The sequence below is a fragment of the Sporolactobacillus mangiferae genome (assembly GCF_023336505.1).
In the GTDB taxonomy this organism is placed as follows: Bacteria; Bacillota; Bacilli; order Bacillales; family Sporolactobacillaceae; genus Sporolactobacillus; species Sporolactobacillus mangiferae.
Genome location: NZ_JAMAST010000033.1, coordinates 1 through 7499, shown reverse-complemented (window position 1 = coordinate 7499; position 7499 = coordinate 1). Strand labels below are relative to the sequence as shown.

Here is a 7499-nt window from a genome sequence, read left to right as displayed (position 1 = left end):
CTTTTCCCCTTGTCATTTCAAGAATCTGCTCTTAGAATAATGAATAATATAAGAAACAGGGTTTCCAATATATAATCTATGTAGTCTCAGTCTCATTTACGATGGAAGTGAGGCGGTAAAGGAGGATAAAATGTCAAAAATCACATTAACACTTATAGATAAGCGTGGTGCAACGAAAAAAAGCCGAACGGCTGAAAATCATGTATACCTCGATTATTCGGGCCCTCTTGAACAGGGAGATTGTTTAAAAGTCTCTCTCGATAAGGCCGGACAATATCTCGTAGTTCAGGCAGACGAAGCACTGAATCCTTCATTAATTTATCTGAAAGGTAAGGAATGGACGTATACCTACCCGCTTGATCACAATTTGAAACTAGCGTATCCGCAGAATGCCTTTATTGGTGATCGAAAATATATGGATGTCCGTCTGGCGAATATATTTGAAATAAAAAGTTACCGTAATCTTGCATTAAATGTTCATGATCAAAAAAAGAGACAGGGGCCTATCCGCATGCATGGGCAAACGTAGAAACGCGCAATGATGCGACATTCTTTGCACGCAATGCCATTGATGGTGTCATTGCCAATGAAAGTCACGGATCATATCCCTATCAGTCATGGGGCATCAATCGTCAGAAGGATGCATTTATTGAGATTGATTTTGGACGAACAGTTACTGTAGATCTGCTGGTTCTCATTTTACGAGGAGACTTTCCACACGACAGTTACTGGACAGAGACAACCGTGCAATTCTCCGATGGTTCACAGGAACAACTGCATCTTAAAAAGACACGTGAATGCCAGCAATTTTCCATTTCCCCGAGAACTATTGAGTGGGTCAGGCTGAAAAATCTTCGCAAGGCGGATGATGAATCTCCTTTTCCGGCACTCACTGAGTTCGAAATCTACGGAAAACCACTTGAATAAGGCAAGCCGTTGGTTTCTTCTGTTCAAAATCAATCAGCCGATCATATACCGGGCAGCCCGACACCGAAAGTTCAGAATTGGTATCAGGCTGTCCCTCTTTTTTTATCGTCTTGAATTGTCAAATCAAGTGCAACACCCGATGGTAAAAGGCCTCAAAAGGCGTTCGCCATCCCAGACATTTGCGTGGACGGTGGTTCAGTTCATCAACATGATGTTGAACGTCGACGTCAGAATCCTGCTTCAGGTCATATCCCTTGGGAAAATATTCGCGCAATAGGCCATTGGTATTTTCATTGCTGCCGCGTTGCCAGGGCGCGTGCGGCGCCGGGAAGTAAAAGGGCACACCTAATGTTTCAGTGATCCGGGCATACCAGGCGAATTCCTTACCCCGATCCGGCGTGACGCTCCGGCGCTGCCCCTCAGGCAACGGGTTCAGCAGTTTGATCAGCTGTTCCGTCACGTATCGCGCGGTTTTACGGGTAGCTTTAGCGGCCATTAAAAAGCGGGTGCGGCGATCCACCAGGGTGACCAGACAGTCCGAGCCGGGCTTTCCAATCACCGTATCGGCTTCCCAGTGGCCGATGGTACGACGTTCCTGAGCGTCTAACGGGCGCTGGTCAAGGGCCGGGTGAAAATCAATCTTCCCCCGGCGCTCCACATAGCCCTGACCATGCCGGGCCTTCCCGCGATGACGCAGGTGGCGAGCGAGCCCGCGCTGCCCCGGCCGGCGCTCCGGTGTATCGAGAAGATGCCGCTCAATCCCCCGGTAAATGGTCGTATAGCTGATGTGCCAGGCATGATGCTCGTGTTTCATGCGCCGGTCAATTTGTTCCGGGGACCATTGATGATCAAGAATCAACCGCTGCACCTGGTCGCAAAGGGCCTGATGGGCAAGCAAGGGCTGGCGGTGACAGCCCGTACGCCGGGCATGGTAGTTTTCTTCGGCATGAACCGAAGAGTACGTGCCATCCTGCTGTGAATTGCGTTTCAGTTCACGGCTGATGGTGGCTGGGGAGCGTCCCAGCAGAGTCGCTATTGCGCGTCTAGACTTGCCCAAGGTGACATTTCTCAGTATGCTTTCCCGTTCAAATGGATTAAGATGGTGATAGTGACTCATTGCTGTTCACCTGCTTTCAATAGTTTCTCGCAAATCCTATTGTACAGGGAAGGCTCAGCGATGGGTCCTTTTATTTTCTAAGTGTTGCACTTAAAGTGTAAATTCAAGGTTATAGAAAAACCGGGCAAAAGTGCCCGGTTCCCAATCTCCGATCATGATTTTTATTGATTTATACCTGTTGGATTGCATCAGTGCTACGGTCGCTCGCCTGCCACGAGCGCACAGCATATGCGCTACTGATTCTGTACGTTCACAAAATGCTTTAATGTTGCACTTATACGATCATCCTTACCAAGAGATACTTGCTTATAAAAAGACAAGTAACCAATTGGTTTCCGCGAAATCTGTTATTTCAGTCTGTTCATCGACACAAAGTCCATATCATCATAAGTGATATTCTCCCCGCACATTGCCCAGATAAAAGTATAATTCTTTGTTGCCACACCACAATGAATGGACCAGCTTGGAGATATGACTGCCTGTTCATTGGCGACAATGAGATGCTTGGTTTCTTCGGGAATCCCCATAAAATGGAAAACGCGTGTGTCTTCATCCATATCGAAATAAAGATAGGTTTCCATACGCCTTTCATGCGTATGGCATGGCATTGTATTCCATGAGCTGCCCGGTGACAAAACTGTGTAACCCATCTGCAATTGGCAACTCTGACAGATATTCGGATGAATGTATTGATAGATCTTACGTTCGTTCAGTGACAGAGATTCGCCGGTTTCTCTCGGTTTAATCGCATCAATGGCAATCTTTACATTTGGATATTTATGATGTGCCGGAGTAGATACACAATAAAATTTTGCCGGTTGATTCGGATCATCAGATCGGAATTCAACTTTTTTTGTTCCCTTTCCAATATAATATCCGTCTTGTTTTTTCATGCTCTCCACTGTACCGTCAATAGAAATCGTCCCAGGACCACCAATATTGATTACGCCCAATTCACGACGCTCAAGAAAGTAGTCAACACCCAGTTCTTTTGTTAGATGAATGGACAGTGGCCGATCCGTCGGCATTACACCGCCAAAAATCTGCCGGTCATTATGTGTGTAAGTGAGCACCGTCTTCCCGGGAACGAACACTTCCTCAACTAAAAATTCACGCCGCAGGTCCTCAGTTGCATAATGGCGGATATCCGCCGGACTGTGCGTATAGCGGGTAGTCATGCTTTGTGCCATAATTAGTCTCCTCCTGTCTGCTACTCATGTAAAATGGATGACCTAAGAACCTCGCGAAGGTTCTTTATAATAAATTAATTGTTCAAAAAAGAAACATATCTTATGCAGTTCCTATAATATCTCTTTCCGCGAGCGCTTTCAAGAATTTATACAAGAAGCATATTCTTCTCACTTCATCTTTTCCTGGCACCTCTTTAAGTTCTGGTCATCCTTTTTCCAAACACGGACACGCCCCTCCAATCCCATTCTTTAACTAAGATAACGCTTGTTAATCTTTGCTGTCATGGTTTGGCTCAAGATTGCCTGTTACAGGCATAATCTGCTATCCCGACAAAGTACAGCGCTCAGCATCTGGTTCATGATCTCTGACATTTTTTATGAATAAGCATACACTCCTTGCACGCTACGATGAAAGGGCTTGCAAATACAAGAAAGTTAGATTAATATTTAAGAAGATATTTTAGTAAATTAAAAAGTGGCTACTACATGAATTTAACTAAACTATTTGAGGGGTACAGGGCTGTATTTGGGGATGAATCCCAGTCGCCTTCGAGTTATTTTGCTCCCGGACGTATTAATTTGATTGGTGAACACACTGATTATAATGGTGGTCATGTTTTTCCATGCGCCATTACATTAGGAACTTATGGAGTGGCAAGTAAACGCAACGACAGTCAGGTGAAATTATTTTCGGAAAATTTCAGTGAACTGGGAACTATCTCTTTCGATGTTCATGATCTCGCTTATTCAGCAAAGGATCAGTGGGCTAATTATCCGAAGGGTGTTATCCATTTTCTGAAAGAAAAAGGATACCGCATTGATCAGGGAATGAACATCTACTTCTTTGGAAATATTCCGAATGGTGCCGGTCTTTCATCGTCTGCATCCATCGAATTATTAACCGGCGTGATTCTTGAAGATCTCTTTAATCTTCAAATTGACAGGCTTGACCTCGTTAAAATCGGCAAGGAAGTTGAAAACAAGTTTATTGGTGTCAATTCAGGAATTATGGATCAATTCGCTGTGGGTATGGGAAAAGCGGATCGCGCTATTCACCTGGATACCAATACATTAAAGTATGACCTCGTTCCGGTTGAACTTGGTGATTATGTTATCATTATTATGAATACCAATAAACGTCGTGAGTTGGCGGATTCAAAATATAACGAACGCCGCGGAGAATGTGAGGAGGCGCTGAAAGAACTTCAGGTTAAACTCAATATTGATTCATTAGGTGATCTGGACAATGATCGTTTCGATGAGTATGCCTATTTAATCAAGAAAGAAAATCTGCTCAAAAGAGCACGCCATGCGGTTTCGGAGAATCAGCGTACACTGAAAGCGCGTGAAGCATTGACTAACGGCGATCTCAATACTTTTGGGCGGCTGGTGAATGCATCGCATGTCTCACTGAAATTTGATTATGAAGTAACCGGAAAAGAATTGGATACGCTAGTGGAGACGGCCTGGCAGCAAACCGGGGTTCTTGGAGCAAGAATGACCGGTGCCGGATTCGGTGGATGTGCCATTGCAATCGTGCAAAAGGCACAGGCAGACCAGTTCCAGAAAAAGGTTGGGCAGGTTTATGAACAAACTATTGGCTACGCGCCTTCCTTTTATATCGCAGAAATCGCAGACGGTGCAAAAAAATTAACAGCTCCGGAGGGGTAAGCTTATGTCTATTCTCGTTGTCGGCGGTGCAGGCTATATTGGCTCGCATACCGTTGATCGCTTAATTGAAAAAGGGTATTCAGTTGTTGTGATTGATAACTTGTCCACCGGACATCGCGCAGCGGTTCACGATCAGGCCGCTTTTTATGAAGGGGACATTCGTGATCAGGAGTTTCTGAACACAGTTTTTAAAAAAGAACAGATTGACAGTGTCATTCATTTTGCTGCGAATTCCCTTGTCGGTGAATCAATGGAAAAACCGTTAAAATACTTTGATAACAATATTGGCGGCATGATCAGCCTTCTGAAGACGATGCATGACTTTCACGTTGGGCGCATTGTCTTCTCTTCGACAGCCGCCACCTACGGTGAACCTGAGCGTATTCCGATTCATGAGACGGATGCGCAGGTCCCGACCAATCCTTACGGTGAAAGTAAGCTGGCCATGGAGAAAATGATTCGCTGGGCTGATCAGGCACATGGCATTCATTTCGTTGCCCTCCGCTATTTCAACGTTGCCGGTGCTAAGCCGGACGGAAGCATCGGCGAAGATCATAAACCGGAAACGCACCTGATTCCGGTTGTGCTGCAGGTTGCCCTTGGTCAGCGGCCACAGTTAAAAATCTTTGGCGATGATTATGATACGCCGGACGGAACGAATGTCCGCGACTATGTACATGTCGTCGATTTAGCGGACGCACATATTCTGGCCGTCGAATATTTAAAGAATGGCGGAAAAAGTTCAGCATTTAACCTGGGCTCTGCAACAGGATTCTCTGTCAAGCAAATTCTGGAGGCTGCGCGCCAGACAACCGGTGAAAAAATTCCCGCCCAAGTCGCACCAAGAAGAGCCGGTGATCCGACCACACTGATCGCCGCAAGTGACCGGGCACGTGAGATACTTCATTGGCAGCCAAAATATGACGATATTCATGACATTATCCAGACAGCCTGGAACTGGCATGTGAAGCATCCACAGGGCTATCAGGACCGGGAATCATAAAGGAGAAGTCCATTGAAAGAGAACAGTTTAATTCATCAGTTTGTCGATCAAATCATCGCATGCAGCGACTATGGACCTATGGACAGGCGTTATTTAATCAACCAGATTCTGGGACTTGTGGGCGAAGAGCAGACTCAGAATGAACACCAGACTTTACCTACTGACATGCTCGGCCTGAAAGATGAACTGGTGGAGCGTGCGGTACAGAATCATAAAATTGAATCCCACTTTGGTGCACGCGATATGCTCGGTGCCCAGCTGATGAACTTCATCACACCGGCACCTTCGGTGGTCAATCAACAGTTTTGGACGCGTTACAATCAGGAAGGTCCAAAAGCCGCAACCGATTACTTTTACAAGCTAAGCAAGGCCAATGACTATATTAAGACCAAATCGATTCAGAAAAACATCTATTTCACATCGGCTACTGAATATGGCGAATTGGAAATTACGATTAACCTGTCCAAACCGGAAAAGGATCCGAAACAAATTGCACTGGAAAAAGCAATGCCAGGCTCGGGATACCCTTTATGCCAGCTCTGTATGGAAAATGAGGGGTATATTGGCCGTATCAATTATCCGGCGAGAAGCAACCATCGAATCATCCGCCTTCAATTAAATAATCACGAGGAATGGGGTTTTCAATATTCGCCCTATGCTTATTTTAATGAGCACTGCATTTTTCTGTCGGCGAAGCACGAACCGATGGCAATCAGCATGAATACTTTTCGTCGTCTGCTGTCGATTACAGATAAATTCCCTCATTATTTTGTTGGGAGCAACGCCGATCTCCCGATTGTCGGAGGTTCGATTTTATCTCATGAGCATTATCAGGGCGGCAGGCATGACTTTCCAATGGCAAAGGCACCGATCGAAACCCGTGTTCAATTCAAATCATTTGAAGATGTTAAAGCCGGGATTGTTAAATGGCCGATGTCGGTCATACGTCTAGCCAGCCGGAATAAAGATTCATTAATCGAACTTGCTGCAAAAATTCTGAAGGCATGGCGTCACTACTCCGATGAGGCGGTTAATGTCCGGGCAGAAAGTAACGGTGAACCCCATCATACAATTACGCCGATAGCAAGGCGTCGCGATGTTTTATACGAACTTGATCTGGTTCTGCGCGATAACCAGACCTCCATGCAGCACCCACAGGGCATTTTCCATCCGCATGCGGAACTGCATCATATAAAAAAAGAAAATATCGGACTGATTGAAGTCATGGGGCTGGCCATTCTGCCGCCTCGCCTGAAATCAGAACTGCATGAAACGGCAAAGTATTTATTAGATGAAAAAAATGCGATCAAAGACTACCACCTGCCCTGGGCAAATGAATTGAAGCGCAGACACCCCGAACGGAACAGTGCGAACATCGATGCGATTATCCGGCAGGAAGTTGGCAAAATTTTTAAACGTGTACTGGAAGACGCAGGTGTCTACAAGCGCTCAAAAGAGGGGCACAGCGCTTTCATACGTTTTATCGATACGATCGGGGGAACAATTCATGCAGATAACCAAGAGTGAGTTTGGCATCTATCAGGGAGAAAAGGTATGGCAATTCACACTGAAAAATGATCGTGGCCCATAA

General features: G+C 45.6%; 6 protein-coding genes. 4 read left to right on the top strand and 2 right to left on the bottom strand.

What is annotated here, in order from left to right; genetic code table 11:
- The first annotated feature begins 130 nt into the window (after positions 1-130).
- Entirely contained in the window at positions 131-529 is a 399-nt protein-coding gene (locus M3N64_RS13805) for a hypothetical protein (protein ID WP_249104186.1), read from the top strand.
- A 516-nt stretch (positions 530-1045) separates the two neighbouring features.
- On the opposite strand, the gene M3N64_RS13800 is transcribed toward M3N64_RS13805, so the two are convergent.
- Entirely contained in the window at positions 1046-2044 is a 999-nt protein-coding gene (locus M3N64_RS13800) for an IS30 family transposase (RefSeq protein WP_249104182.1), read from the bottom strand.
- A gap of 347 nt (positions 2045-2391) precedes the next feature.
- Complete coding sequence (gene kduI / locus M3N64_RS13795) at positions 2392-3222, bottom strand: 5-dehydro-4-deoxy-D-glucuronate isomerase (RefSeq protein WP_249104189.1); 831 nt, start codon at positions 3220-3222, stop codon at positions 2392-2394.
- 498 nt (positions 3223-3720) lie between these two features.
- Between kduI and M3N64_RS13790 the strand changes: the two genes are divergently transcribed.
- Genes M3N64_RS13790 through galT form a run of 3 tightly spaced genes read left to right on the top strand, consistent with a single transcriptional unit; the run spans position 3721 to position 7435 of the window.
- Positions 3721-4905: a galactokinase gene (locus M3N64_RS13790; protein ID WP_249104179.1), complete on the top strand. Its 1185-nt coding sequence runs from the start codon at positions 3721-3723 to the stop codon at positions 4903-4905.
- Between the two features lie 4 nt (positions 4906-4909).
- Positions 4910-5908: a UDP-glucose 4-epimerase GalE gene (gene galE / locus M3N64_RS13785; protein ID WP_249104176.1), complete on the top strand. Its 999-nt coding sequence runs from the start codon at positions 4910-4912 to the stop codon at positions 5906-5908.
- A gap of 12 nt (positions 5909-5920) precedes the next feature.
- Positions 5921-7435 carry a UDP-glucose--hexose-1-phosphate uridylyltransferase gene (gene galT / locus M3N64_RS13780; RefSeq protein ID WP_249104173.1) on the top strand — a complete coding sequence of 505 codons (1515 nt, stop codon included), beginning with the start codon at positions 5921-5923 and terminating at the stop codon, positions 7433-7435.
- The last annotated feature ends 64 nt before the right edge of the window (positions 7436-7499 follow it).

Coding starts and splice junctions, on each gene's coding strand:
- M3N64_RS13805 (WP_249104186.1), top strand. CDS start 131: ATGTCAAAAATCACATTAACACTTATAGATAAGCGTGGTGCAACGAAA.
- M3N64_RS13800 (WP_249104182.1), bottom strand. CDS start 2,044: ATGAGTCACTATCACCATCTTAATCCATTTGAACGGGAAAGCATACTG.
- kduI (WP_249104189.1), bottom strand. CDS start 3,222: ATGACTACCCGCTATACGCACAGTCCGGCGGATATCCGCCATTATGCA.
- M3N64_RS13790 (WP_249104179.1), top strand. CDS start 3,721: ATGAATTTAACTAAACTATTTGAGGGGTACAGGGCTGTATTTGGGGAT.
- galE (WP_249104176.1), top strand. CDS start 4,910: ATGTCTATTCTCGTTGTCGGCGGTGCAGGCTATATTGGCTCGCATACC.